The organism is Microbacterium oleivorans (assembly GCF_023715745.1).
Lineage (GTDB): Bacteria > Actinomycetota > Actinomycetes > Actinomycetales > Microbacteriaceae > Microbacterium > Microbacterium oleivorans_D.
In genome coordinates this window covers 76,690-100,780 of sequence record NZ_JAMBOV010000007.1, presented here as the reverse complement: position 1 = coordinate 100,780, position 24,091 = coordinate 76,690, and the positions used below count along the sequence as shown (strand labels likewise).

General features: G+C 68.7%; 22 protein-coding genes and 1 tRNA gene. 18 read left to right on the top strand and 5 right to left on the bottom strand.

The window, feature by feature from the left end; all coding sequences use genetic code 11:
• The first annotated feature begins 127 nt into the window (after window positions 1-127).
• From M3190_RS14915 to M3190_RS14870, 10 genes are all read left to right on the top strand, one after another.
• Window positions 128-1,117, top strand: a complete 990-nt coding sequence (locus M3190_RS14915) for a MetQ/NlpA family ABC transporter substrate-binding protein (protein ID WP_251583441.1) — start codon at window positions 128-130, stop codon at window positions 1,115-1,117.
• Window positions 1,118-1,198: 81 nt separating this feature from the next.
• Window positions 1,199-2,248 (top strand): methionine ABC transporter ATP-binding protein, encoded by a 1,050-nt coding sequence (locus M3190_RS14910; protein ID WP_251583437.1) that lies wholly within the window; start codon window positions 1,199-1,201, stop codon window positions 2,246-2,248.
• Entirely contained in the window at window positions 2,241-2,906 is a 666-nt protein-coding gene (locus M3190_RS14905) for a methionine ABC transporter permease (RefSeq protein ID WP_251583433.1), read from the top strand. The genes M3190_RS14910 and M3190_RS14905 overlap by 8 nt, the downstream gene beginning before the upstream one ends.
• Window positions 2,903-4,072, top strand: coding sequence for an acyl-CoA dehydrogenase family protein (locus M3190_RS14900; protein WP_251583431.1), 1,170 nt, complete (start codon window positions 2,903-2,905; stop codon window positions 4,070-4,072). Before M3190_RS14905 ends, M3190_RS14900 begins: the two co-directional genes overlap by 4 nt.
• Window positions 4,069-5,082, top strand: a complete 1,014-nt coding sequence (locus M3190_RS14895; protein WP_251583429.1) for an aldo/keto reductase — start codon at window positions 4,069-4,071, stop codon at window positions 5,080-5,082. Before M3190_RS14900 ends, M3190_RS14895 begins: the two co-directional genes overlap by 4 nt.
• Window positions 5,079-6,272: an acyl-CoA dehydrogenase family protein gene (locus M3190_RS14890; RefSeq protein ID WP_251583427.1), complete on the top strand. Its 1,194-nt coding sequence runs from the start codon at window positions 5,079-5,081 to the stop codon at window positions 6,270-6,272. Before M3190_RS14895 ends, M3190_RS14890 begins: the two co-directional genes overlap by 4 nt.
• 22 nt (window positions 6,273-6,294) lie before the next feature.
• Window positions 6,295-7,683, top strand: a complete 1,389-nt coding sequence (locus M3190_RS14885; protein ID WP_251583421.1) for an NtaA/DmoA family FMN-dependent monooxygenase — start codon at window positions 6,295-6,297, stop codon at window positions 7,681-7,683.
• Between the two features lie 111 nt (window positions 7,684-7,794).
• Complete coding sequence (locus M3190_RS14880; protein ID WP_251583416.1) at window positions 7,795-8,649, top strand: sulfurtransferase; 855 nt, start codon at window positions 7,795-7,797, stop codon at window positions 8,647-8,649.
• A 125-nt stretch (window positions 8,650-8,774) separates the two neighbouring features.
• Window positions 8,775-8,945, top strand: a complete 171-nt coding sequence (locus M3190_RS14875; RefSeq protein WP_251583414.1) for a DUF1345 domain-containing protein — start codon at window positions 8,775-8,777, stop codon at window positions 8,943-8,945.
• Between the two features lie 128 nt (window positions 8,946-9,073).
• Window positions 9,074-10,372, top strand: coding sequence for an alpha-amylase family protein (locus M3190_RS14870; protein ID WP_251583412.1), 1,299 nt, complete (start codon window positions 9,074-9,076; stop codon window positions 10,370-10,372).
• Between the two features lie 188 nt (window positions 10,373-10,560).
• Here M3190_RS14870 and M3190_RS14865 read toward each other — a convergent pair whose 3' ends face one another.
• Window positions 10,561-11,604, bottom strand: coding sequence for a LacI family DNA-binding transcriptional regulator (locus M3190_RS14865; protein ID WP_251583411.1), 1,044 nt, complete (start codon window positions 11,602-11,604; stop codon window positions 10,561-10,563).
• Between the two features lie 168 nt (window positions 11,605-11,772).
• Between M3190_RS14865 and M3190_RS14860 the strand changes: the two genes are divergently transcribed.
• The 5 genes from M3190_RS14860 to M3190_RS14840 all read left to right on the top strand — a co-directional run bounded on the left by M3190_RS14860 (window position 11,773) and on the right by M3190_RS14840 (window position 17,559).
• Window positions 11,773-13,095 carry an ABC transporter substrate-binding protein gene (locus M3190_RS14860; RefSeq protein ID WP_251583410.1) on the top strand — a complete coding sequence of 441 codons (1,323 nt, stop codon included), beginning with the start codon at window positions 11,773-11,775 and terminating at the stop codon, window positions 13,093-13,095.
• 89 nt (window positions 13,096-13,184) lie between these two features.
• Window positions 13,185-14,120 carry a carbohydrate ABC transporter permease gene (locus tag M3190_RS14855; protein WP_439958041.1) on the top strand — a complete coding sequence of 312 codons (936 nt, stop codon included), beginning with the start codon at window positions 13,185-13,187 and terminating at the stop codon, window positions 14,118-14,120.
• Window positions 14,117-14,956, top strand: a complete 840-nt coding sequence (locus M3190_RS14850) for a carbohydrate ABC transporter permease (protein WP_251583409.1) — start codon at window positions 14,117-14,119, stop codon at window positions 14,954-14,956. The genes M3190_RS14855 and M3190_RS14850 overlap by 4 nt, the downstream gene beginning before the upstream one ends.
• A 2-nt stretch (window positions 14,957-14,958) precedes the next feature.
• Window positions 14,959-17,226, top strand: a complete 2,268-nt coding sequence (locus tag M3190_RS14845) for an alpha-L-rhamnosidase (protein WP_251583408.1) — start codon at window positions 14,959-14,961, stop codon at window positions 17,224-17,226.
• 12 nt (window positions 17,227-17,238) lie between these two features.
• Window positions 17,239-17,559 carry a hypothetical protein gene (locus M3190_RS14840; RefSeq protein WP_251583407.1) on the top strand — a complete coding sequence of 107 codons (321 nt, stop codon included), beginning with the start codon at window positions 17,239-17,241 and terminating at the stop codon, window positions 17,557-17,559.
• A gap of 192 nt (window positions 17,560-17,751) precedes the next feature.
• On the opposite strand, the gene M3190_RS14835 is transcribed toward M3190_RS14840, so the two are convergent.
• From M3190_RS14835 to M3190_RS14825, 3 genes are all read right to left on the bottom strand, one after another.
• Window positions 17,752-17,825, bottom strand: a tRNA-Gly gene (locus tag M3190_RS14835).
• Window positions 17,826-17,890: 65 nt separating this feature from the next.
• Window positions 17,891-18,178 carry a hypothetical protein gene (locus tag M3190_RS14830; protein WP_251583406.1) on the bottom strand — a complete coding sequence of 96 codons (288 nt, stop codon included), beginning with the start codon at window positions 18,176-18,178 and terminating at the stop codon, window positions 17,891-17,893.
• A gap of 28 nt (window positions 18,179-18,206) precedes the next feature.
• Window positions 18,207-19,379: an MFS transporter gene (locus M3190_RS14825; protein ID WP_251583405.1), complete on the bottom strand. Its 1,173-nt coding sequence runs from the start codon at window positions 19,377-19,379 to the stop codon at window positions 18,207-18,209.
• 69 nt (window positions 19,380-19,448) lie between these two features.
• On the opposite strand from M3190_RS14825, the gene M3190_RS14820 reads away from it, so the two are divergent.
• Both M3190_RS14820 and M3190_RS14815 read left to right on the top strand, forming a co-directional pair.
• Window positions 19,449-20,327, top strand: a complete 879-nt coding sequence (locus M3190_RS14820; protein ID WP_251583403.1) for a LysR family transcriptional regulator — start codon at window positions 19,449-19,451, stop codon at window positions 20,325-20,327.
• Window positions 20,328-20,379: 52 nt separating this feature from the next.
• Window positions 20,380-21,417: a zinc-dependent alcohol dehydrogenase family protein gene (locus M3190_RS14815; protein WP_251583401.1), complete on the top strand. Its 1,038-nt coding sequence runs from the start codon at window positions 20,380-20,382 to the stop codon at window positions 21,415-21,417.
• Here the strand turns inward: M3190_RS14815 and M3190_RS14810 are convergent.
• Complete coding sequence (locus M3190_RS14810; RefSeq protein WP_251583399.1) at window positions 21,398-22,006, bottom strand: TetR/AcrR family transcriptional regulator; 609 nt, start codon at window positions 22,004-22,006, stop codon at window positions 21,398-21,400. The genes M3190_RS14815 and M3190_RS14810 overlap by 20 nt on opposite strands.
• 61 nt (window positions 22,007-22,067) lie before the next feature.
• Here M3190_RS14810 and M3190_RS14805 point away from each other — a divergent pair, with 61 nt between their 5' ends.
• Window positions 22,068-24,089 (top strand): beta-galactosidase, encoded by a 2,022-nt coding sequence (locus M3190_RS14805; protein WP_251583397.1) that lies wholly within the window; start codon window positions 22,068-22,070, stop codon window positions 24,087-24,089.
• The last annotated feature ends 2 nt before the right edge of the window (window positions 24,090-24,091 follow it).

The following is a 24,091-nucleotide window of genomic DNA, read 5'->3' as shown; positions in this document are numbered from 1 at the left end:
CAACTTCTGGCGTAAGACGCGGTAACGGCTCGTCACGGAACGTCCCGCACCGGACGGGCCGGTGCCCCGCGGGTTAGGAATGTGTCTCAGCCACACACCCACAGCTCGCACGAAGGAACGCCGCACCATGTCCGACCAGCCCCAGCACCCACAGAACGACCTCCGGACAGCGGTCGCCGGAGAGAAGAAGCGCACTCGCGTCGTGCTCTCCGTCGCCATCGGAGTGGTCGCCGTCGCCGCCATCGTGGGCGGCGTCGTGTTCGCCACCACCGCGTTCCGCGCTCCGGCTGCCGGCGCAGCCGGTGAGCCCGCAGCTGCGGCGGAGCCCATCAGCGTCAAGATCGCCGTGTCCGAGGACAGCCCGTTCCAGGACACGATCAAGGAGGTCGCGGCCGAGAAGGGCCTCGACATCGAATGGGTCAACGTGCAGGACTGGGTGCTTCCGAACACCGAGCTCGCGGCCGGTACGGTCGACGCCAACGCCTTCCAGCACATCCTCTACCTGAGCGCGTTCAACGCCGAGAACAACGAGGACCTGACTCCTGTCTTCTCCACCCTCATCACGCAGTGGGGCATCTTCTCGGCCTCCCTGGACGCGGTCGAGGACGTGCCCGACGGCGCGAAGATCGCCATTCCGGACGACCCGTCCAACGGCGGTCGCGCGCTGAACATCCTCGAAGCAGCGGGCCTGATCGAGCTCTCGGACGACAAGGGCGACTTCCCCTCGACCGACGACGTGACCGGGAACCCGAAGAACCTCCAGTTCGTGGAGATCGCCGCCACGTCGATCGCGCAGCAGTTCGACGACCCGAGCCTTGCGGCGGTGGTCGTGGGCACCTCGTACTTCGACCCCAGCCAGGGCATCACGACCGATGACGCACTGTTCCTCGACGACTCGCTCTCCGAGCAGAACCTCCCCTACGTGAACGTCATCGCCACCCGCGACGACAACAAGGACGACCCGGCGTGGGCGATCCTCAAGGAGGTCTACGCGGACGACCGCGTCGCCGAGGCGAATGTGGCGGAGAACGCCGATACGACTGTTCTGGTCGACGTGCCCATCGAGAAGCTCCGCGCGAAGCTGGCCGATCTCGAGGAGCAGGCAGGCTCCGTATAGGCCCGCCGCCCGCGACATCCCTCTCGGGGTCGTGGTGGACACTCGTCCGCCGCGACCCCCTTCGACCGGAGAAGAGCAGCCATGAGCACCGCCATATCGTTCGAGAACGTCTCCAAGTCCTTCACGGTGAAGGGGCGCACCTTCACCGCCCTGAATGACGTCAGCCTGACTGTGGAGAAGGGCGAGATCTTCGGCATCGTCGGATTCTCCGGCGCCGGCAAGTCCACCCTTCTGCGTACCGTCAATGCGCTCGAGCGACCCACCAGCGGCCGCGTCGTCGTCGACGGGCGGGAGATCTCCGCCCTGCAGGGCAAGGCGCTGTACGCCGCGCGCCAGAGCATCGGCATGGTGTTCCAGCAGTTCAACCTGCTGGAATCGCGGAACGTCTACAAGAACATCGCCTACCCCTTGCGGCTCGCGGGCCTCTCCGCGGACGAGACGCTGGACCGCGTCGAGGAGCTCCTGCGCTTCGTCGGGCTCACGGACAAAGCGCTGTCCTACCCGTCGCAGCTCTCCGGCGGACAGAAGCAGCGCGTCGGCATCGCCCGTGCTCTCGCCACCCGTCCCGACGTCCTCATCTCCGACGAGGCGACCAGTGCCCTGGACCCCCAGACCACCGGTGAGGTCCTCGACCTCCTCCGCAGAGTCAACGAGGAGTACGGCGTCACGATCCTGCTCGTGACCCACGAGATCGACGTGATCCGCGAGATCGCCGACAAGGTGGCCGTCATGGAGGACGGTGAGGTCGTGGAGCACGGCAGCGTCTACGACGTCTTCTCCGCGCCGCAGCATCCGACGACTCGACGATTCGTCTCATCCGTCCTGCACCACATCCCGTCGCCCGACGCGCTCGAGAAGATCCGCGCCGTCCACCACGGCCGACTCGTGCAGCTGCACGTCGAGGACCGGGACACCAATCATCCGTTCCTCTCCCAGGTGGCCCGCGACCACGGCGTCGACTTCAACGTCGTCTTCGGAGGCGTCGACGAGCTGCAAGGGCGCCTGTTCGGCAGTCTGACCGTCGAGCTGATCGGCGCCGATGAGGCGGTGGATGCCGCGATCGCCGGACTGCGGCGGACCACTTCCGTCACCGCGCTCGACGCACGCGTACCGGAGGTGTCTCATGCGTGACTTCGACCCCGATGCCTTCTTCCCGCGGCTGTGGCATGCCATCGGCGAGACCGGCCTCATGGTGACTGTCGCCTTCGCCGGCGCTGCCGTCATCGGAGTCCTGTTGGGACTCCTGCTCTATGCGAGCCGTCCGGGCAATCTGCTGCAGAACCGCTTCGTCTTCGGTGTGCTCAACTTCGTGATCAACGTCGTCCGTCCGATCCCGTTCCTCATCGTCGCCATCGCGGTCATCCCGCTCACGCGCGTCATCTTCGGAACGGGGCTGGGTCCGCTGCCGCAGACGATCCCGCTCATCATCGTGGCGTGCGTCGCCATCGCCCGCGTCTCGGAGTCGAACCTGGTCGCGGTCAGCCCCGGGTCGATCGAGGCCGGCGCGGCGATGGGGGCGAGCCCTGCGCGCGTGCTGTTCTCCATCGTGGTGCCGGAGGCGCTCGGCCCTCTGACGCTGGGACTGACCTACATCCTCGTCGCGCTCGTCGACGCGACGGCGGTGGCAGGCGTCCTCGGGGGAGGCGGGCTCGGGTCGCTCGCGATGAACTACGGGTACCAGCGCTTCGACTGGATCTCCGTGGCGATCGTCGTCCTCGTCCTCATCGCCCTCGTCCAGGCGGCGCAAATTCTCGGCAATGCGGTGGCTCGGAAGGTGATGCACCGATGACCCTGGACTTCGACGAGTTCGTGGCCCGCGTCGCCCCTGACGCCGCACGCCGGGAGCGCGAGCGCTGTCTGCTGACGGTAGAACTCGCCGAGCTGCGTGAGATCGGCTTCGGCGCGTGGAGGGTGCCGGAGGCCTTCGGCGGGTCGCCCCTGCGCCTCGAGGCGCTGTTCGCCCGCCTCATCCGTCTCGCCAGCGCCGACGCGAGTCTGGGCCATGTCTGGCGCGGTCACATCGCCTTCGTGGAGTCGCTTCGACAGCAGCCTGCGGCCGTCGCGGCACCGTGGTTCGCGCGTGTCCTCGCGGGCGACTTCGTCGGCAACGCCCAGTCGGAGCGTCACGACACCGCTCGGCTCGAAACCCGCATCGACCGGTCCGCTGGATCGCCCGTCCTGTCGGGCACGAAGTACTACACGACCGGCAGCATCTATGCCGACTGGATCCATCTGGCGGCGCTGGACGGCGACGAGCGGGTCGCCGTCACGGTGTCGGCGCACCACGACGGAGTGCGTTCGACCGATGATTGGGACGGTTTCGGTCAGGTGCTCACCGGCAGCGGCACCACCGTCTTCGACCGGGTACCGGTCGGCGAGGACGGCATCGTTCCGCCCTCCGGTGATCCCGCCGGTGCGCGGTGGCATCACCTCGGGTCGGTTCTCCAGCTGGCGCTCATCGCCGTCATCGCAGGAATCGCGCAGCGCGCTCTCGACGACACCGTCGCCTTCGTGACGCCGCGCCGTCGCACCTTCGGGTTCGCCGGCGAGACCCTGCCCCGGGAGGATCCGCTGGTCCAGCTCGTGGTGGGCGAACTCAGCGTCGCCGCAGCGACCGCGCGACGACTGGTGCTGTCGGTCGCCGCCGACCTCGAGGACGCCTCGGAGTCGCGCGCCAGCGTCGAGCGCATGCGCGACATCCAATTCGACGTGTTCCGACTGCAGGAGCTCGTCCCTCGGCTCGTGCTGGATGCGACGACCCGGCTGTTCGAGGTCGGCGGAGCCTCGGCGGTCGGCAACGCCTACGCCCTTGATCGGCACTGGCGCAACGTCCGCACGATCGCGTCCCACAACCCGGTCATCCAGCGGACCCGTGCGCTCGGGCAGTTCGCTCTGACCGGCGACCTCCCCGACTGGCGGGCGCCCGCCGCGGACCGCTCGGAGGCATCCCGATGACCCTTCCCTCGATCACGCTCGGCGATGGGCTCATCGTTCCTGCCCAGGGCTTCGGGACGATGTCGCTCACACACGCCTACGGGCCGGCGGATGAACAGGAGTCGATCGCCACCCTTCACGCCGCCATCGACGCAGGGGCATCCCTCATCGACACCGCCGACATCTACGGCAACGGCGCGAACGAAGAACTGGTCGGACGTGTGGTCCGTGCCCGGCGGGACGAAGTCGTCCTCGCGTCGAAGTTCGGGTTCCTTGCCGACCCGGATGCCGACGGTCTGCGGGTCCGCGGAGACAAGCCCTACGTCCGTGCGGCCGCGCGCCGGAGCCTCCGGAGGCTCGGTGTGGAACGCATCGACCTGTACTACTACCACCGGGTCGACCCCCGGGTGCCGATCGAGGACACCGTGGGCGCGATGGCAGAGCTCGTCGATGACGGACTGATCGGCCACATCGGCCTGAGTGAGGCGACGGCTGCGGAGCTCGCGCGTGCTCACACCGTGCACCCCATCGCGGCCGTGCAGAGTGAATGGTCGATCTGGAGCAGGGACGTCGAGGATCACGTCATCCCTGCGGCAGTGGACAGGGGAGTGGGCTTCGTCGCCTACTCGCCGCTCGGGCGAGGTTTCCTGACCGGTGCCGTCAGCACGGATTCGCCGCCCGATTCGTCCGACAGCCGTCGCAACTTCCCGAGGTTCGACGCGGAGCGCCTCCGCTCCAACGGGGTGATCGTCGATACGGTGCGGCGACTCGCAGATGCCGAGGGAGTGAGCCCGGCTCAGCTCGCATTGGCCTGGCTGTACGGCCGGGCGGATGCGCTCGGTGTGGCGCTCGCGGCGATTCCCGGCACGCGTCGCGCCGACCGGGTCCGGGAGAACATCTCCGCGCTCGGGTACCGCCCGTCCACCGACACGGTCGTAGAGCTCGATCGCCTCGCGGCGCTGGTGCAAGGGGATCGGGCGCGCGATCCGCTCACGATCTCGCAGGGGCGCGAGCGGACCGCTGGCGCATGAGTCGCACCAGCGATGCCGTCCGGAGGTTCAGCGCCGTCTTCGACGAGGTGGGCCGGGAGGCCGTCACCCGCGAACGCGACCGGCGGCTTCCGCACGCCGAGGTGTCAGCGCTGCGCGAGGCCGGCTTCACGAAAGTGACGCTTCCCGAGGAGTACGGCGGTGGAGGTGAGCCGCCGTCCGTTCTCTTCGAGCTCCTCGCCGAGCTCGCCCGTCGGGACCCGAACCTCGCGCAGCTGTTCCGTTCGCACTTCTCCTTCGTCGATCGCACCGTCCTCGCGGCGCCGTCACCGCAGCGCACCCGCCGCCTCGAACTGATCTCGTCGGGCGCGATCGTCGGCAACGCCAGTCATGAACGGTCGGCCGCGAAGGTGGGGACTCTGGCCACGACGCTCAGCGACTCGCCGGACGGACTCGTGCTGGACGGCACGAAGTACTACAGCACCGGCACCCTGTTCGCGGACCTCGTCTCCGTCGCCGCCCAAGATGACGACGGGGCTCTCGTGTCGGCTCTGGTCCCCACGAACGCCGCGGGCGTCGAGGTCATCGACGATTGGACAGGCTTCGGTCAGCGCATGACCGGCAGCGGTACGACGGTCTTCCGTGCTGTCACGGTGACGGAGGATGCCGTCTCGCGCCGACTCCCGGGCGGACCGTCACACGGCGGAGCCTTCGTGCAACTGGTCCTGCTCGCGACGGTCGCGGGCATCGGTCGGGCGATCGTCGACGACGCCGTCCAGTTCGTGCAGACCCGCACCCGGACCTTCAGCCACGGCTCGGCGGCCACGGCCCGCGAAGACCCGATCGTGCAGGAAACCGTCGGCAGACTGTCCGCTCTCGCATTCGCCGCCGACTCGGCGCTCGCCGCCGCCGCCGCGGGCCTGGACGAGTCGACGACGGCGCAGCGGAGCGGGGTCTCGGGGGAGCCGCTCCGTGCGATCATCGAGCCTGTGGAGGCATCCACCACTCGTGCACAGCTCGTCGTCCTTCCGTCGGTCCTCGAAGCCGCCACCCTCCTCTTCGAGGTGGGTGGCGCGAGCGCGGTCGACACGCGGCTCGCCCTCGACAGGCACTGGCGTAATGCCCGAACGATCGCGTCCCACAATCCCGCGCCCTTCAAAGCCCGAGCCCTCGGCGATCTGCTCCTCAACGACGTTCCCGTCCCGGGATGGTGGAGCACAGGTGAGGCGTGACGAAGACCCGGAAAGGCACAGAATGACCGAGCCCAAGAAGCTCATCCTGAATCTGTTCGAGATGAACACGGTGAGCCACATCACCCATGGACTGTGGACCTTGCCGGGCAACAACCGGCACCGTTTCAACGACATCTCCTACTGGCTCGAGCTGGCCCAGATCCTCGAGCACGGCGGGTTCGACGGCATCTTCCTGGCTGACGTCGTCGGTGCGTACGACGTCTTCCGCGGTGGCCCGGAGACGGCCATCCGCGAAGGGCTGCAGATCCCGTCGAACGACCCGCTCCTCGTCATCCCCGCCATGGCCGCGGTCACCGAGCGGCTCGGCTTCGGAGTCACGTTCTCGACGAGCTACGAGCCGCCGTTCGCCTTCGCGCGTCGCATGTCGACCCTCGATCACCTCACCCACGGGCGCGTCGGGTGGAACATCGTCACGTCCTACCTCCCGAACGCGGCGCGCAACTTCGGCCTCGCCGAGGAGATCCCGCACGACCGTCGCTACGCCATCGCCGACGAGTTCCTCGACGTCGTGTACAAGCTCTGGGAGGGCTCGTGGGATGACGGCGCGGTCATCGCCGACGCGGCGGGGAAGACATACACCGATCCCTCGAAGGTCCGCTACATCGACCATGTCGGCGAAAACTTCCGTGTCGCCGGTCCCCACCTCAGTCAGCCTTCCCCGCAGCGCACCCCCGTCCTCTACCAGGCCACGGGGTCACCGGCCGGGATCGCATTCGCCGGTCGTCACGCTGAGCTGGTCTTCACCGGGGGAAGGACGACCGCGGACTTCGTCCAGAACGCCGAGCGGATGACGGATGCCGCCGCGCGTCACGGGCGCACGGCGGACGACCTCAAGTTCATCGTTCAGGCGGGTGTCGTCGTGGGACGCACGGAGGAGGAGGCGTCGGACAAGTGGCGCACCTATCGCGAGCAGAGCAGCCTCGACGGCATCCTCGCCCACTCCGGATTCCCCTTCGATCCGACGGTGTTCCCCAGGGAGACCCTCGTTCGTGACGCCCTCGCGCAGGCCGGGATCCCCGAGAAGGCGGTACCGACCGCCGCCCCCGACACCACGATCGGTCAGCTCATCGACGGGATCGCCGGTGGACGGGAAGGCCGATTCTTCGTCGCCGGGACGCCGCGCGTGGTCGCCGACGAGATCGAACGGTGGCTGGACGAGGACGGCATCGACGGGATCAACCTGCGCCAGTACCACTCCTTCGACACGGCTCGCGACTTCGCCGAGCTCGTCGTCCCCGAGCTGCGCGCGCGGGGGCGGTTGCTCGAGGGCGGACCGACGCTGCGGGAGCGGCTGTTCGGTCGGGGACCACGGCTGCCCGAGAATCACATCGCCACGCGCTATCGCGGTGGGGCGAACTTGACCGTCCCGGTGCCGCCTCTCTTCGGCTGAGAAAGCGCGCGAAGACCTCGGTCGGCCGCGCGTGTGAATGAATGTGACGAACCTCTACCTCGTGTTTCACACGCCCGTTCCGGGTCAGCGCGACGCCTGGACGATGGGAGGATGTCTCACCTGGTCACTGCTGAGGAACTCGCCACCGAGCTGGCCTCCGGTGCGCCCCTGCGTCTGCTGGACGTGCGGTGGCGTCTGAACGAGCCCGAGGGTCGTCCGGCGTACTTGAGCAGCCACATCCCTGGCGCCGTGTACGTGGATCTCGAGCGCGAGCTCTCCCGACTCGGACACCCGGAGGAGGGCCGCTACCCGCTGCCGGACACCGCGCAGCTCGAGCAGACGGCACGTCGCTGGGGTCTCAACGACGGTGACCGCGTGGTCGTCTACGACGACAACGACGGAGTGGCAGCCGCGCGTGCGTGGTGGCTTCTCCGAGGTCACGGAGTGCTCGTCCGGCTCCTCGACGGCGGTTTTCCGGCATGGCTGTACTCGGGGAATCGCCTCGCACGCGGTGATCACAGCTCGGCTCCGGGGGGTGTGAGCCTGGGTGCGTCGCACCTCCACACCGTCTCGATCGACGAGGTCGCGAGCGCCGACCGGCCGGGATCGCTCGTCGACGTCCGCGCGCCGCAGCAGTATCGAGGTCAGGTCAGCGGCCTCGAGGCCGACGCCGGTCACATTCCGGGTGCCATCAACATCCCCACAGTGACCCACATCGACTCGCGCGGGCGCCTCCTGCCACCGGACCGCATCCGTGAGACCCTGAGGTCCCACGGTCTGGAGCCGGGTGTCCCCGTCACCGTCTACTGCAACAACGGGATCGCTTCTGCCCATTCGGCGCTCGCGTTCGAGTCGGCGGGCTATCGGCCGCAGCTCTATCCCGGCGGGTGGAGCCAGTGGAGCAGGTCACCGGGGCGTCCGATCGCCATCGGGCGAACCCCCGCCGACGTCATCGTGGCGGCGTGACCGCGGAAGCCGTGGTCTGACCGGGACGGAGACGCGAAACCTCTCGCCGTCAAGGGGCTCCGCACGCCTCTCACGCCGCTGTCAGGGTCCGAGCCTGTCGTGTTCGGAACTGCTGAGGAGCGCTCATGTCACACATCGCTGTCAAGGCCGCTGCGTCAGCTGGTGCGGGAGCGGCGATGTCCGTCATTCCCCTCGCCGCGGGAGCGCCTGAGCTCGCTCCGCTGATCGGATGGGCGGTGGCGGCCACCAGCTTCCTCGTCTGGTCGTGGACGGCCGCGTGGCCGGCCGAGCCCTGACCGCTCCGCGCACGGAACGGACCGCCCCTCGCGACGGTCCGTTCCGTGCGTCGGACCGACGGATAGCAGAGAGGAGCTCGGGGAGGTAGGGCACACGCAGGATCCCGGGCTCTGCGTACGGTCGATGTATGCACCGCGAACGGGAATGGGCTGACTCGGCGATGTGGTGGCACGTGTATCCGCTGGGGTTCACGGGCGCACCGATCCGCGAGCGCAGGGGCGGGCAGGCGACGACGCATCGCCTCACCCGCATCGAGGCATGGCTCGACCACGTCGTGGAGCTCGGGCTCAATGGAGTCGTCCTCGGGCCCATCTTCGCCAGCAGCACCCACGGATACGACACCATCGACTACTTCCGCATCGACCCGCGGCTGGGTGACGACGCCGACGTCGATCGGCTTCTCGCCGCGGCACACGAGCGCGGCATCCGCGTGGTGCTCGACGGTGTCTTCAACCACGTCGGCCGTGAGCACCCTGCGTTCCACGAAGCGCTCACGACCGGCTCGTCTGACCTGTTCCGTGTCGGCGCGAACGGTTCGGTGGAAGTCTTCGAGGGGCACGAGGCCCTCGTCACGCTGGACCACTCGTCCGACGCGGTCGTCGCCCTCGTCGTCGACGTGATGGATCACTGGCTCGAGCGCGGCATCGATGGCTGGCGCTTGGACGCCGCCTACAGCGTGCCGAGGGCGTTCTGGGCGCGGGTGCTTCCTGCCGTCCGTGAGCGGCATCCGCATGCCTGGTTCCTCGGCGAGGTCATCCACGGCGACTATGCGCACATCGTGACCGAGTCGACGATGGATACGGTGACGCAGTACGAGTTGTGGCAGGGCATCTGGCACGGCATCGCGGACGACAACCTCTTCGAACTGCAGCACGCGATAGGCCGGAACAACGACCTTCTCGCCGGTTTCGTGCCGTACACCTTCGTCGGTAACCACGACGTCACCCGCATCGCCTCAGCCGTGGGGCCCGATTTTGTGCCCCACGCTCTCGCGGTGCTCTTCACCGTCGCGGGCACGCCGGCTGTCTACGCAGGAGACGAGTACGGCGCGACGGGGATCAAGGAGGCGCGACTGGGCGGTGACGACGCCGTGCGACCCGAGATGCCCGAGGCGCCGACGCCACGCGAGCAGCTCGATCCGGCTGCGGAGCGGATGCTGTCTCTCACACAACGGCTCATCGCACTCCGGCGGCGCCATCCATGGCTCACCCGCGCGCACACCGATACCGTCCACATGGCGAACGGCACGATCGTGCTGAGAACCGCCACATCGGCGGAGGCGATCGTGACCGCGTTGAACATCACCGACGAGGACGTGATCCTCCCGGCGGCGGATGCGTCCGCGGTGCTCGCCGGGGAGGGCGCCGCACTGCATGGCGCGACTCTCTCGCTGTCTCCGCGCGGGTGGGCCGTCCTCGGCAGGTGAGCTTGACGCGGAGGACTTGTCCGGGATGGTGACGGCACGGTAGGTCTGCGCGACCGTGATCAATGCGGTCGGCAAGGGTCCCGCCGCCGGCACCACCCGAGTTCTGCAGTCACTGCGGGATGTGGAAAGCTGCGAAGCGCCTCGAGCATCGCGGCGGCGGGGGAGCGAGAGATCCGCTCTCGCGCGGATCAGCGATGCTGATGATCAGCGCCGCTGCTGGCTCGCACGCGAAGCCGTGGGGTGAAGACCTGCTTCAGGGCTACCTCTCGTCCGCGGATGCGCTCGATCAGCATCCGTGCTGCCGTCGCCCCCATCTCTTCGCCCGACTGATCAACGGTACTCAGGCTCAGAAGTGGGTGCTCGGCGAGCGGGATGTCGTCATAGCCCACGATCGCGAACTCAGCGTTCGTGAGGGCCCTCTCGGCGGCGGCGCGGAGGGCGGATAGCGCGAGCGCGTCGTGGCCCGCGAACAGTGCCGTGGGACGGACGTCCCGATCGAGGAGAGCATCCAGTGCGCGAGACGCGTCCGCATCGGGCGGCGCGACGCGGATCACATCGGGGACGAGCCCGCGCTCTCGCATCATCGACTCATACACCCGCAAGCGGCGCGGATGAGGATCGGTGGCGGCCTCGACGAGGATGCGTTCATCGTTCGTGACGTGGGCGATCCGCTCATGACCCAGTGAGAACAGATGCTCCATCACCAGTCGCGCCCCGAGGTCGTCGTCCCCGACCACGACGTCGTAGTGGTCGGGGTCGTCGTGTTGACCGATCTGCACGAGTGGCACGCGGCGTCCGACGCCCTCCAGCCACTCCTGCGGGACGGCCGGAGCAACCGCGATGATGCCGTCGACCTGGCGATCGTAGAGGCTCTCGATTGCAGCGACACCACCGACGGCATCCGTCATGGGGGCAATGATCAAGTGATAGTCCGAGTCGTGGAGCGCACCCATGACTCCGTTGAGGATCCGCGTGAAGAAGCCGTTGTCGAGCTGCGGTAGCTGCACGCCGATCGTCGAGGTGGACCCGCGCATGGCTCGGGCGGCGACGCGCGGTCGGTAGCCCAGCTCGTCGATCGCCGCAGTGACGCGTTCGCGCATCGCGTCACTGACGCCGTAGGCGTTCCGGATGACCTTCGAGACCGCTGCTCGCGAGACGCCGGCCAGGGCAGCGACGTCACCGATGGTCGACGGCCGAGGCCCGCGCGCGTCGGCGGGTGTTGCTTCCGTCACGGTGCTCCTTCGAGGTGGCGTGAACCAAATGTAGATCGGTTGACGACAGGGCGCCAATCCGCATATTCTGTCTCCGCGACCGTGTAGATCGTTATACACAACGTAGACCGATCTACAGTCGTCACCATCTGGGCGATCCCGAACCCAGCCCTTACAAGGAGGTAAGCAGTGTCCTCATCCATCACCCCCCGGCGGACCGCGATCGTCGTGTCCGGATTCGTCCTCGGCGCGATCGCCTTGGCGGGCTGCTCCGGTTCCGCCGGAGGTGCCGGCTCGGACGGCAAGGTCGAGATCTCGTATCTCACGACCAACGGCGAAGACTCGATCGCCGTCGGCAACGCGCTCATCGCAGCCTTCGAGAAGGCGAACCCTGATGTGACCGTCACCCTCAACACACGCCCCGGTGGCACCGAGGGAGACAACCTCGTGAAGACGCAGCTCTCCACCGGTGAGATGGATGATGTGTTCTTCTACAACACCGGCTCGCTCTTCCAGGCGCTGAATCCCGACCAGGCGCTCGCAGACCTCAGCGACCAGGCGTGGGTGTCGAATGTGACCGACAACTTCGCCACTGTCGTCTCGACGGACGGCGGTACGTACGGCGCACCCCTCGGCACCTCGATGGCGGGCGGCATCGCCTACAACAAGAAGGTCTTCGGCGACCTCGGCATCGATGTTCCGACCGACTGGTCCTCGCTCGTTGATGCGGCGAAGAAGATCAAGGCGGCAGGGATCACCCCGATCGAGCAGACCTACGGCGACAGCTGGACGTCCCAGCTGTTCCTGCTTGCCGACCTCGGGAACGTGTACGCCCAGGACCCGGACTGGGCCGAGGAGTTCACGGCCAACAAGGCGAAGTTCGCCGACGAGCCCGCGTTGGCGGGGTTCACCCACCTGCAGCAGGCGTTCGACGAGGGCCTGTTCAACGAGGACTTCGCCACTGCGACCGCCGCGGACGGGTCGGCAGCCCTCGCCACCGGCGCGGCCGCCATGTACCCCATGCTCTCCAGCGCCGTCCTGACGAACATCGCCCAGAGCAACCCCGACTCCGTCGCCGACATCGGCTTCTTCGCGATGCCCGCTGATGAGGCGGCCGACACGACCCTCACCGTGTGGGAGCCAAGTGCGGTGTACATCCCCAGGACCGTCGAAGGCGCGAAGCTCGAGGCGGCGAAGGAGTTCGTCGCGTTCATCAACTCCGACGAGGGGTGCGCGATCCAGAACGACAACTTCGTCGCCGGCGGACCCTTCTCCATCAGCTCCTGCTCCGTTCCGGATGACGCGGCACCGATGGTGGCCGAGATCCAGTCCTACGTGACCGACGGCAAGAGCGCTCCCGCTCTCGAGTTCCTTTCGCCGGTCAAGGGACCCAACCTCGAGAACATCGCGATCAGCGTCGGCTCCGGCATCTCCTCCGCGAAGGACGGCGCCGCCGCCTACGACGAGGACGTGAAGAAGCAGGCGCAGCAGCTCGGCTTGTCTGGCTGGTAAGGATCCGCCCTCCGCGGGCCTTCTTGCGGGGCTGAGATCGGTCTCCTCGACCCTCAGCCCCGCATCCCCCACTTACGAAGGAGTCATTCATGACCGCGACAGTGCCCGCCGTCGACAGGCGGATGCGGCGCACGCCGCCCGTGCGCTCACGCGATTCTCACCCGCGCGGCAGACGCAGCATGTACCCGTCCTGGTTCTACATCCCGGCGGCGGCCCTGTACGTGGTCCTGTTCGCTGTTCCCACATTCGCGTCGTTCTATTTCAGCCTCACGCGCTGGTCCCTGTTCGACGTCCAGTTCATCGGGCTCGGCAACTTCGTCCAGTTCTTCTCCGACCCCCAGCTGTCGCAGGCGTTCAGCAACACCCTCGTCTATGCGGTGATCACGAGCCTCGCCAAGGTGGTACTCGGACTCGGGCTCGCGGTGCTGTTGACGTCTGAGATCATCGGCCGCGGGTATCTGCGGGCTGTCACGTTCTTCCCCGTCCTGGTGTCCACCATCGGCGTCGGTCTGACCTTCAAGGTCCTCCTCGACCCCTTCGACGGCGTCGTCAACGGTGCGCTGTCGATACTCGGGATCGAAGGACCCGGGTGGCTCACGGACCCGAATCTCGCTTTGATCAGTGTTGCGCTCGTTGATGTGTGGAAGGGCCTCGGCATCGCGACCCTCATCTACATCGCCGGAATCGTGGCCATCCCCCAGGAGTATTTCGAGGCAGCGCGCATGGACGGCGCCAACGGCTGGAAAGTCTTCCGCAACGTCACCTTCCCCCTGTCGTGGCCGGCGACCGGGACCGTGGTCATCCTGTCGCTTATCGGGGGTCTGCGTTCCTTCGACCTCATCTGGGCGACCACGAAGGGCGGCCCCGGGTTCAGCTCTGATGTCATCGCCTCGGTCATCTACAAGCAGTACCAGGCCGGGTTCTACGGCCTGTCGACGGCTGGCAACGTCGTGCTCTTCCTCGTCGTGACTGCCGCCATGATCCCGATCTCGATCTTCATCAACAAGAGGGGCGTCGACGCATGACCCGCACGGCCGTACGGCGATGGACCGTCGGAACCACCGCGATTGCCGTCTCGATCGTGGTGTTCCTCGTCCCGTTCGCCTTCATCCTCATCACCGCCGCAAAGACCGCCCCCGAGGCATCCGCTCTTTCGTTCGCGTGGCCTTCGGAGTGGAAGCTGTGGGACAACATCGCGGCGGTGCTCGCCGATCGGGACGGCATCCTCGTCCGCGCGTTCGTCAACAGCATCGTGTTGACGGTCGCGAGTGTCGCGATCATGGTCGTCCTCGCCGCCATGGTGGGGTACGTCCTGCAGCGCAAGGCGTCGCGGTGGAATCCCCTCATCAACTTCTTCGTGCTCGCCGGACTCATCGTCCCGCCCGCCGTCGTCCCGACGATCTGGGTGCTGCAGGGACTGGGCTTGTTCAAGACCCTCGGCGGGCTGATCCTCATCGAGGCGACGTTCGGCCTCTCGTTCTGCATCCTGCTGTTCCGCGCATTCGTCGCGACAATCCCGCGGGAGCTCGACGAGGCAGCCGTCATCGACGGCGCCGGGCCCGTGCGGTTGTTCTTCCGGATCGTGCTACCCCTGCTCAAGCCGGTCGTCATCACCGTCATCGTGGTGCAGGCGGTCGCGGTGTTCAACGACTTCGCGAACCCGCTGTACTTCCTCCCGGGCGACGCCAATGCCACCGTTCAGCTCACCTTGTACGCGTATGCGTCGAGCTCGACAAGTGCCGGTCAGTTCAATCTGCTGTTCGCCGACATCCTGCTCATCACCATTCCCCCGCTCGTCATGTACGTCTTTTTCAACCGCCAGATCGTGGCGGGCATGACCAGTGGCGCAATCAAGGGCTGACCGTGTTCACCACCTCTCGTCTGATCGCCCCCTCGACCGCCCCCGACGGCGCACCCACCCTGGTCGGTGACTTCTCCCTCGAATCCGAGCGCGGCGCCGTCGTCCGCGCGGTGCTCCGCTATTCGGCGCTTGGCCTCGTCGACGCCGTCCTGAACGGCGCGCCCGTGTCCGAGGACGTTCTGACGCCCGGGTGGTCGAGCTATGAATGGCGGGTGCGCGTCGCCGAAGCCGACGTGACGCGCCTCCTCGCTCCCCGCTCGACCCTCGAACTGACCCTCGGCAACGGGTGGTACCGCGGCGGCTTGACGTGGACGGGGTCCACTGGTGTGTACGGTGACCGCCTCGCCGCGATCGCCGAACTGACCGTCGAGTATGCGGACGGCCATGTGCAGGTGTGGGGGACGGACGCGACGTGGTCGGCACGTGTAGGTGAGACTCTCTCTGACGATCTGTACAACGGTCAGACCATCGACGCCCGCCGTCGAGGTGTCGCGGCCGATTCTGGCCCCGTCGAGGAGATCGACGCCGGGGAGATCGGGTTCGAGTCGTACGTCGGTCCGCCCGTGGCTCGCGTGGGGATGCTTGAACCTGTGCGGGTGTTCGCGTCCCCGAGCGGCCGGGTCATCGTCGACTTCGGTGAGAACATCGTCGGCTGGGTCCGGGCGGAGCTCGCCGGTGCGCGCGGAGAGACCGTCACGATCCGGCACTCGGAGGTCCTCGAACACGGGGAGATCGCCGTTCGCCCGTTGCGCTCGGCGCAGGCGACGGATCGATTCATCCTGTCGGGCGGTCATGACGTGTTCGAGCCGACTTTCACCTTCCACGGCTTTCGCTACGCCGAGGTCGACGGCTGGCCCGGTGGGCTGGAGGCGATTCGCCGGGGCGGGATCCGCGCTGTCCGCATCAGTTCGCGGATGCGTCGGATCGGTCGGTTCTCGAGCTCGGAGCCGCTTCTGAACCGCCTGCATGAGAATGTCGTCTCCAGTACGCTCGGCAACTTCGTCGGTCTGCCGACCGATTGCCCGCAGCGGGATGAGCGTCTGGGCTGGACGGGCGACATCGCGGTGTTCGCAGCCACGAGTGCCCGATTGTTCGACGTCGAGGGTTTCCTGCGCGACTGGCTTCGCGACGTCCTCCTCGAGCAGGAGCACCATGGTGGCATCGTTCCCTACGTCGTGCCGGACGTGCTGAAGTACGTCGGGGTGCCAGAGGACATCACCCCTGTCGACTCGACAGCCATCTGGAGCGACGCGATCGTCTGGGTGCCGTGGGCGGTGTGGATGGCGACCGGCGACGATCGCGTGCTGCGCGAAACGTTCGACGGCATGCTCGCGCACCTGCGGCATGTCGCGGAGCTGGTGTCCGAGTCCGGTCTGTGGGACCGCGGGTTCCAGTTCGGCGACTGGCTCGACCCCGACGCGCCGCCGGAGGATCCGGCCGCCGCGAAGGCAGACCGGGCGCTCGTTGCGACGGCCTGCCTCTATCGATCTGCGAGCCTTGCGCGAGAAGCTGCCGATGTCATCGGCCGTTCGGACGTCGTCGGCGAGCTCGAATCGCTGCGCGATCGGACGCGTGCCGCGTTCGGAAGGTCCTATGTCGATGTGGGGAACCGCCGACTCCGAAACGATGTCGAGACCTCGTATGCCCTGGCGATCGTCTTCGGGCTCCTCGACGAGGAGGAGCGCACGTGGGCGGGTGCCCGCCTGGCCGAACTCGTCGAGTCGTCCGGGCACCGCATCTCGACGGGCTTCGCAGGGACGCCGTACATTCTGGATGCGCTCAGCAGCACCGGCCACATCGCGACCGCTGGCCGACTGCTCCTCCAGCGCGAATGCCCGTCCTGGCTGTACCCGGTGACGATGGGTGCCACGACCGTGTGGGAGCGGTGGGACTCGATGCTGCCCGACGGAAGCATCAACCCCGGCGAGATGACGTCCTTCAATCACTATGCGCTGGGGGCAGTCGCAGACTGGATGCATCGCGTACTCGGAGGTCTCGAGCCGACGCAGGCGGGGTATGCGCGGGTGCTCATCGCACCTCAGCCGATCGACGGCGTCGATCACGTGTCGACCTCGATCGACACGCCGCACGGTGAGATCGCCGTGTCTTGGCGCCGGATGGCAGACTCCGTCGAACTCGATGCGACTGTGCCCGAAGGCATCGTCGCAGACATCCGAATGGGTGAGATCGAGCTAGAAGTGCGCGGGGGGCGCCACAGCTTCACAGCGCAGGTGTCTCCGTCCGCCTTGAGCCGAGTCCGCCAGATCTAACACGGGGACGTCGTGCCATTCCGTAGCCGAGCCACCCTCGAGCGCTGGCTCGACGAGTTCCGGATGCTGCAAGAGGGCGCTACCGCGCGCGTCGTCGTGCAGGACAGCTCTTATGGTGACGACGGCGGCCTTGTGGTGGTTCCGCTGCGTAACGCCACGACCACCGTCTACCTGCGGCCGCCCACGGCCGGAGACCCGTGCTGGCGCGTCGTCTTCGAACCGCAGCACGACGAGACAGCCCTGACGGCCGCTGAGCTTCACGGTCTCGTGGCAGAACTCGCCGGAGCCGTCGACCTCTGCGTGTTCCTCACAGCCAAGTCGCCCTCGCCGTGATCACATACCGCGGACAGGTCACCGCCCCGTCCACGGAGCGTTTGGCGACTCGGTGACGCGGACGTGAATGACGCCGTCCGAAGGTGAGCCGTACCTCCCGCAGCTCGGACGGCGCACGGCCCACCGGATGTTCGAAGCGATCGACGGAGCCGGGATGGAGCAGGACGTGACGTCCTACGCGAGAGGCGCGAGTGGAGGGGCTGACGGGAATCGAACCCGCGCTGTCTGCTTGGGAAGCAGAAGTTCTGCCATTGAACTACAGCCCCGTGCGCCCGGAGGCACCCGGCAAGCCTAGCAAGACCGGGAGCCTTCCGTTCGACGGCGCGGGTGCTCAGTCCGTCGACGGAGGCGGGTTGCCCGGTCCCTGCGGGGGAGCGGGCGGCTGCCCGGGGTGCGGTGGCTGGCCGCCGGGGTACCCGCCGCCCGGGTAGGGCGGTCCGGGCCGCGGGGCGAAGGTCATGCCGCTCTCCTGCATCGCCCGCAGCATCCCGTTCTTCACCGCCGTCCGCTGGATGAGGTAACCCACCCAGATCAGGAGGGCCAAGAAGCCCACGTACAGCACGATCATGAGGATGACCAGGCCGACACCGAGTCCTGCGAATTCCCCGTATCTGTTCATGCCCCGCACCCTATCGGCGCCGTCCGCGTCAGTCACGCACGGCGAGCGATGAGATCGCCACGAGCACGCCCAGGACCGCGACGAGACCCGCCAGCGCGAGCCACCCGCCCGCCGTCCAGGCCACGGCCCCGACGGTGCCGAGCACGCTCGACCCCACGTAGTAGGCGACGCTGTAGAGCGCGACCGCGTGCTGCCGACCCGATCCGCCTGCCCGCGCCGTCGCCGCGTTGGCGGTCGCGTGAGCGAGGAACATCCCGGCCGTGATGAGCAGGATGCCGCCGACGATGACCGGCACAGGCGGCGCGATCGTGACCGCGGCGCCGACGGCCATCAGCACGCCCCCGGCGACGAGCGGCATCCGCGTGCCCCACCGGTGGACGAGGGCGCCCGACAGGCGCGAGGTCACCGTGCCCGACAGGTAGGTCAGGAACACGAGCGAGACCGCCGTCGCGCTGAGGAAGTACGGCGCCGCCTCGAGTCGGAAGCCGATCGCGTTGAATACGGCGACCATCGCCCCGACGACCATCGCCCCGATCCCGTAGAGCGGGAGCGCCCGCACATTGATCGCCTGACGCAGCAGCGTCCGCAGGCTCGTCCGCAGCGGTATGCCACGGTGGGGGGCGGTCGGGGGCAGCAGTATCGCGAAGAGGATCGTGAGCGCTGCAGCGAGCACGCCCAGCAGCTCGAGCGACAGACGCCAGCCGACGAGCTCACCGAAGGGAGCCGCCACGAGTCGTCCCGCGAGACCGCCGACGCTCGTCGCCGCCACGTACGCTCCCGCGGCGACCCCGGCGCGGTGCGGGCCGGCGGCTTCGTGCAGATACGCGATCGCGAGGGCGGGGATGCCGCCGAGCGCCGCCCCGAGCAGGAACCGGCCCGCGAGCAGCCCGGCGAACCCCGGCAGCAGCGGCGACGTCACCGCGATGGCGGCCGCGGCCACCGCCGCGACCTGCAGCATCCGTCGACGGCCGAAGCGGTCGGCGGCGAGCGCCCACGGCACGATCGCGAGCGCGAGCCCCAGCGTGGCGGAGGACACGACCCACGACGCGTCCGCGGCCGTCAGCCCGTAGGTCTCGGCGATTCCGGTCAGCAGGCCCTGCGGGGCGTAGAGAACGCCGAACGTCGCGATCCCCGTCGTCCACATCGCCGCGCCCAGCCTGCGGGGTGCGGCGGTCGCGGTCGGGATGTCGAGGGTCGTCACTCACTCAACGGTAGGCATCCTTCTCATTCACTTCCAATACCGATACCGGCGCAGCGATAACATCAGCGCATGAATCCGGACCGCGTCCTCGCGCTGCTCCCGCATCTACCTCTGCTCGACGCCCTCGGACGCGACGAGCACGTCACCCGCGCGGCGCAGGCCTTGGGCGTTGCGCAGCCGAGCGTGAGCCGCGCGCTCCGTCACCTCGAGGCTGAGCTCGGCGTCGCACTCGTCGCCCCTGAGGGCCGCGGCATCCGGCTCACTTCGGCAGCCCGGCGCATGCTGCCCGGCGTCCGGGTCGCGCTCCGCGCTGCGCAGGATGCGATCGACTCGCTCGACGAGGCGCGCGCCACCGTGTCGCTCGCCTTCCAGAACTCACTCGGCGAGAATCTGGTGCCCCGACTCGTGCGGCGCCTCCGCGAGGAACGGCCCGACATCCGCATCCGGCTCTGGCAGGGCGCGCGCGACGGGTGTCTCGCCGAGCTCGCCTCGGGGCGCACCGACCTCGCCATCGTCTCGGGGGCGGCCGCCGGTGGTAACGCATCCGTCCACCTCTACGACGAGCCGCTCGTCGCCGTCGTGCCGGCCGATCACCGCCTCGCGAACGCCCGGCGGGTCACGCTCGCCGACGTCGTCGCCGAGACCCACGTCACCCTCAAGCCGGGCTACGGACTGCGCCGCACGCTCGAGCAGCTCTTCGCGGCCGAGGACGCCGAGCTGCGGATCGCGTTCGAGGGCGACGACCTGCGCACCCTGCATGGCCTCGTCGCAGCGGGCCTCGGCATCGCGGTGGGACCGGAGGTGCCGCATCCGCTCGACGGCTGCGTCCAGCGTCCGATCGACGACCCGCGCGCCGTCCGCGACATGGGCGCCGTCTTCCATCCGGCGACCCGTCCGCCGGCCGTCGACGACGTGCTGCAGGTGCTCATCGATATCTCGCGCGCATGAGCGCACCGCCCGCGGCGGCAGAATCGAAGGAGCGGATGCGACGGAGGACAGAGTGCGCGCGATGATCATGGACCGGATCGCCGGCCCCCTCACCGTGACCGAGGTGCCCGACCCGGTTGCCCCCGTCGGCGGTGCGGTCATCGAGGTGCACGCCACGGGCCTGTGCCGCAGCGACTGGCACGCGTGGGTCGGCCACGACGACATCTCGCTGCCGCACGTGCCCGGCCACGAGTTCGCGGGCGTGGTCGCGTCCTTCGGGCCCGGCGTCGACCGGTGGAACGTCGGCGACCGCGTGACAGTCCCCTTCGTGTGCGGATGCGGCCGGTGCGAATGGTGCCTCGCCGGCGACGCCCAAGTGTGCCCGAATCAGCAGCAGCCGGGCTTCACCCACTGGGGGTCGTTCGCCGAGCGCGTCGCGATCCACGCCGCCGACCGGAACCTCGTCGCCGTGCCGGACCAGATCTCCCTCGAGTCCGCCGCGGCGCTCGGATGCCGCTTCGCCACCGCCTACCGTGCCCTCACCGCCCGGGCGCACCTGCGCGCGGAGCAGTGGGTCGTCATCGTCGGCGCCGGTGGTGTCGGCCTGAGTGCCGTCATGATCGCGACCGCCCTCGGCGCGCGCGTCATCGCCGTCGACCGGTCCGCCGGCGCGCTCGAGGTGGCCCGCACGCTCGGCGCCGAGCATGTCGTCCTCGCGGACGGGGCCGACGTCCCCGCCGCGGTCCACGGCCTCACCGGAGGCGGCGCGCACGTGTCGATCGACGCGGTCGGCAGCGAGCAGACCTGCGCGGACGCCGTCCTCAGCCTGCGGCGCCGGGGGCGGCACGTCCAGATCGGGCTGCTGCCCTCGGCATCCGGTCTCTCCGCAGTGCCCATGGCGCGCGCTATCGCGTGGGAGCTCGACCTGCTCGGCAGCCACGGGATGGCGGCCGAGGACTACGCCGGGATGCTGGAGCTCATCACGCGCGGTGCGCTGCGCCCCCAGGCGCTCATCGGACGGACGGTCTCGCTCGCGGAGGCGGCCGCGCTGCTGCCCGTCATGGACTCCGCATCGCCGGCCGGGATGACGATCATCGATCCGCGACGCTGACGGACGCCGGCAGGAGCAGCGCGTCGAGCGCGACGCGCATCGCTGCGACGGGGTCGGTGTCGTCGGCGAGCCAGCGCACCTGGATGCCCTCCCACACCCCGATGACGAGGTCGGCGAGCATCGTGGCATCCGTCGTCGTCGTCAGTCTGCCGAGGGACCGGTCGTGCTCGATCGCGGCAGCGTACTCGGGGATGACGTCGGCGTACCGCGCCCGCAGCCACACGTGCGCCTCGTGGTCGACGTGCGTGGCTTCGGCCTGCACCACCGTGAACATGCGCACCAGCTCGCGCCGGCGGAGGTTGCGCTCGACGATCGCGAGCACCGTCGGGATGAAGCCGTCACGTGCGGCGCGCTCGGAGAAGTCGGTGTCGGCGGCGTCCTCCTGCGACAGGACCGCCGCCAGCAGGGACACCTTCGTCGGGAAGTGGTGCATGACCGTGGTGAGGCTGAGATCGAGCTGCTTCGCGATCTGGCGGAGCGACCCGCCGCGGTAGCCGTGCGTGCCGAAGACGGCCGTCGCGCTCGCGATGATCTCGCTGCGCCGTGCGGCGGACTTCGCGTAGGGGCCCCGGGCGGGCGCTTCGGTCATGAGGGCAGTGTAGATCGATCGAAACCGTGCAGATGCACGTTTTTGGGACTAACGTGGTCGCGTGCAGAACTACCGCTGGGTGAAGGACGGCTCGCAGGAGCCCGGGACGATGCGCTACGGCGCCGATTACAACCCGGAGCAGTGGCCGCGCGAGGTGTGGGACGACGATGTGCGGCTGATGCGCGAGGCGGGGGTCAACATCGTCTCGCTCGGGATCTTCTCGTGGGGGCTGCTCGAACCGCGCCCCGGCGAGTACGACTTCTCCTGGCTCGACGAGATCATCGACCTGCTGCACGCGAACGGCATCGACGTGGACCTCGCCACCGCGACCGCGTCACCGCCGTCCTGGATGGCGCGGCGGCACCCCGAGATCCTGCCCCAGACCGTCGACGGCACGATCCTGTGGCCCGGCGCGCGACAGCACTGGCGGCCCACCTCGCCGATCTTCCGCGAGTACGCGCTGCGTCTCGTGCGCGCGCTCGCCGAGCGCTACGGCGACCACCCGGCCGTCGTCGCGTGGCACATCTCCAACGAGCTCGGCTGCCACAACCTCTACGACTACAGCGACGACGCGGCGCGCGCGTTCCGTGTCTGGCTCGAAGCGCGCTACGGCACGATCGAGGCGCTCAACGACGCGTGGGGGACCGCTTTCTGGTCGCAGCACTACGAGCAGTGGGACGAGATCCTGCCGCCACGGTCGGCGCCGACGATCCGCAACCCCGGGCAGCAGCTCGACTTCGAACGCTTCTCGTCGGATGCCGTCCGCGAGCACCTGCGAGCCGAGGCGGCCGTGCTCGCCGAGGTGACCCCCGGCATCCCGCGGACGACGAACTTCATGGTCGCGCAGAACGTGCGCGACATCGACTATCCGTCCTGGGTGGGGGACGTCGACTTCGTCTCGAACGACCACTACCTGCGTCCGGGCGAGCTCGGTCGCGACGACCTGTCCTTCTGGGCGAACCTCACCGGCACCATCGCGGGCGGTCTGCCCTGGTTCCTCATGGAGCATGCGACGAGCGCCGTGAACTGGCGAGAGGTCAACCCGCCCAAGCGCGAGGGTGAACTCGTGCGCGACGCCCTGACCCACGTCGGGCACGGCGCCGACGCGGTCTGCTACTTCCAGTGGCGTCAGTCGCGGGCGGGCGGCGAGCGGTACCACTCGGGCATGGTGCCGCACGCGGGTGAGAACAGCCGGGTGTTCCGCGAGGTGGTGGCGCTCGGCGGAGCGCTGCGGGATCTGTCGCCGGTGCACGGCTCACGGCGCGAGCGAGCGCGCGTCGCGATCGTCTTCGATTACGAGTCGTGGTGGGTCAGCGGTCGCGACGCCCACCCGACCGACGCGCTCGCCTACGACGCCGAGGCGCTCGCCTGGTACCGGGCGCTGCTCGACCTCGGCGTCCGCGCCGATGTGATCCCCGTCGGTTCGGCGTTCGACGGATACGAGGTGCTCATCGCGCCGATGCTGCACGTGATGCCGGACGACCTGCGTGCCCGCCTGACGTCCTACACGGATGCCGGTGGCCACCTCGTGACGACGTACTTCTCGGGCATCGTCGACGGCAACGACCGCGTCTGGCTCGGCGGATACCCCGGCGCCCTGCGCGACCTGCTCGGCGTCGTCGTCGAGGAGTTCGTGCCGCTGCTGCCGGGCGAGCGGGTCGTGTTCGCCTCGGGCGCCGCAGCGACGGCGTGGACCGAGCGGATCGTCCACGTCGCGGACGGCGTCGAGGTGCTCGACACCTACGCCGGCGGCGACCTCACGGGCGCTCCCGCGGTGACGCGTCGTCGCCTGGCCGGGGGCGGTTCGGCGACGTACGTCTCGGCCGACGTCGGTCGCGACGGCGTGCGCTCGGTGCTCGCGGGGCTCGGACTCGATGCGCTGGCCGGCGACCCGCGGTCCGCCGACGGTCGGCTCGACGTCATCGAGCGCGGCGACGCGGACGCGCGGTTCGTCTTCCTGTCGAACCGCACCGACGTGGCGGTGGAGTCGCCGACGGTCGGCGACGTGCTGGTCGGCGAGGCCGCGGCATCCGGTGTCGTCGTGCCGCCCCGGGGCGTGGTGGTGGTGCGCGTCGCGCGGTGACC